At 59.7% G+C, this 2,418-nt stretch carries 1 protein-coding gene; it reads left to right on the top strand.

The window, feature by feature from the left end:
* The first annotated feature begins 547 nt into the window (after positions 1–547).
* Positions 548–2,374 carry a reverse transcriptase domain-containing protein gene (locus ACFV9O_RS40080; RefSeq protein WP_385427960.1) on the top strand — a complete coding sequence of 609 codons (1,827 nt, stop codon included), beginning with the start codon at positions 548–550 and terminating at the stop codon, positions 2,372–2,374.
* Positions 2,375–2,418: the final 44 nt, after the last annotated feature.

The following is a 2,418-nucleotide window of genomic DNA, read 5'->3' as shown; positions in this document are numbered from 1 at the left end:
CAGGGCGAAGTTGCGCCGTCTAACTCGGCGTTGGATCACTCTCGCAGAGAGTAGAGGTTCGGAAGGAGAAGCCTCTGGACTACCCGCCTTACCTAAGCGCGAAAGCGTGAGGGGACAACAGCATGGCGGGAAAGCGTGGAGCATTGTGAAGGCGTTTATGGCGCTGCCGCGCAAAGTCCGTGTGATATGGCGAAGACCAGACTGTTTGAAGCCGAGTTCCCAGGGATGGAAATGTGCATCCTCCGACATACAACGCCCGGAGCGGAGCCATCAGCATCAGGCGAATCCCCTTTGCTTCGCCCCAACCCTTCCGGCTGGTGGACGGTGGGCAACGAGCTCACTCAAGGGAACGGACAGGCCGCCTACGTCACGCTCGATACGTCCAACGCAAGAGGAATTCGGGATCACCTAAGGGGCGCGAGCCCTATGGTGACGGAGTGCCAGTAGTAGTCGTGGGAGTAACGCCCCACCAGGGAGAGCGGGAGAGCCGCTTACAGGGCCAAGTGGCACAGGTGTCCAAGATATCCGGAGAGGCAAGGTACGCGTAATGCAGAGAGCCGAAGCCCTGATGGAGATCATTCACGAACGCGGCAAGAGAGGATTGCCACTGGAGAGGCTGTACCGGCACTTGTTCAACCCGGAGTTGTACTTGCGGGCCTACGGGAAGATCTACCGCAATGACGGCTCCATGACGCCCGGTTCCACTCAGGAGACCGTGGACGGTATGAGTCTGAAGAAGATTCAGACGATCATCGATGCGCTGCGTTATGAGCGCTATCGGTGGACCCCGGTGCGACGTGTGTATATCGAGAAGAAGGGATCGCCCCAGAAACGTCGGCCTCTGGGTCTGCCTTCATGGTCGGACAAACTGCTGCAAGAAGTGATCCGCTCCCTGTTGGAAGCGTATTACGAGCCGCAGTTCTCCGACCGCTCCCACGGCTTCAGGCCGGGAAAGGGATGCCACACCGCGCTCACGGAAGTTTCCGAGTCGTGGCGCAGTGTGACGTGGTTCGTCGAGGGAGACATCTCCCAGTGTTTCGACCGGCTGGACCATGGAGTCTTGCACTCCATCCTGGCCGAGGACATTCACGACAACCGCTTCCTGCGGTTGATCGACGGACTTCTCCAGGCTGGATACCTGGAGGAATGGCGCTATCACGAAACACTGAGTGGTGCGCCACAAGGGGGTGTTCTTAGCCCCTTGCTCTCCAATATCTACCTGAACCGGTTGGACAAGTACGTCGAGACAACACTCTTACCCCTCTTCAACCAGGGAGCCCGCCGCAAGCCGTATCTGCCGTACATGCGGATACACAAGGCGGCTTGGAAGCTGGAAAAGCGCGGACAGCGCGAGGAAGCACGACAGTTGCGCCGTCAACTGCAACAGCTCCCCTCGCACGATCCAAACGATCCTGGCTTCCGACGGCTGCACTACGTCCGCTACGCGGACGATTGGCTGCTGGGGTTCTCCGGAACACGACGGGAAGCCGAGTACGTCAAGGAAAAGATCGGGAAGTTCCTGCGGAACCGATTGAAGCTGGAAATCTCCGAGCCGAAGACCTTGATCACCCACGGGCGGACACAGGCCGCCCGCTTCCTCGGCTACGAAATCGTGGTCCTTCACGACGATGCCAAGCGCGATCGGAACGGTCATCGCTCGATCAACGGGCAGATCGGTCTGAAAGTGCCAATGGACGTCGTGCGCGGAAAATGCAAGCCCTACATGCGCCGCGGTAAACCGGCTGCCCTGCTGGAACGCGTGCACGACTCGGACTTCCGGATCGTCGCGCGATTCCAGGCAGAGTTCCGGGGCATCGCGGAGTATTACCAGCTGGCCTACAACCGGCACCGCCTCGGCCTGCTGAGGTGGATCACGGAACGCTCCTTGACCAAGACGCTGGGGCACAAGAACAAGATCAGCGTCAACAAGGTCTGGAATCGCTACCGTGCCACCTGGCAGACACCTGCTGGACCTCGAAGGGGTCTCCAGGTAAAGGTCGATCGCGGCAAAGGAAAGAAGCCTTTGGTCGCCCGTTGGGGCGGGGTGTCGCTGGCTCGAAGGACCACGAGGGTAACTCTCAAAGACGAGCTTCCGAGGGTATGGAGGAAGCGTCCCGTAGAACTCATCGATCGGCTCATGTCCGAACGTTGCGAACTCTGCAAGGCGCGAACAGAAGTCGAAGTGCACCATATTCGGCGTCTGAGTGACCTCCGACCCAGGAGTCAGGCCGAACAGCCTGACTGGGCAAAGCAGATGGCATCACGCCGCCGCAAAACCCTGATCGTCTGCCGTGACTGCCACAACGGAATCCACAGCGGACTCTCCGTTCGGCAGGATTCGATGGAATCGACGCTGGAGAGCCGGGTGCGGTGATAAGTCGCATGCCCGGTTCGGTGGGGGGCCGTCGGAAAAGGGTC

It is taken from the genome of Streptomyces sp. NPDC059909 (assembly GCF_042730885.1).
In the GTDB taxonomy this organism is placed as follows: domain Bacteria; phylum Actinomycetota; class Actinomycetes; order Streptomycetales; family Streptomycetaceae; genus Streptomyces.
This window is presented reverse-complemented; position numbering and strand designations above follow the sequence as displayed.

Excerpts from the sequence above, each read along its gene's own strand:
- ACFV9O_RS40080 (WP_385427960.1), top strand. The coding sequence starts at position 548 with ATGCAGAGAGCCGAAGCCCTGATGGAGATCATTCACGAACGCGGCAAG.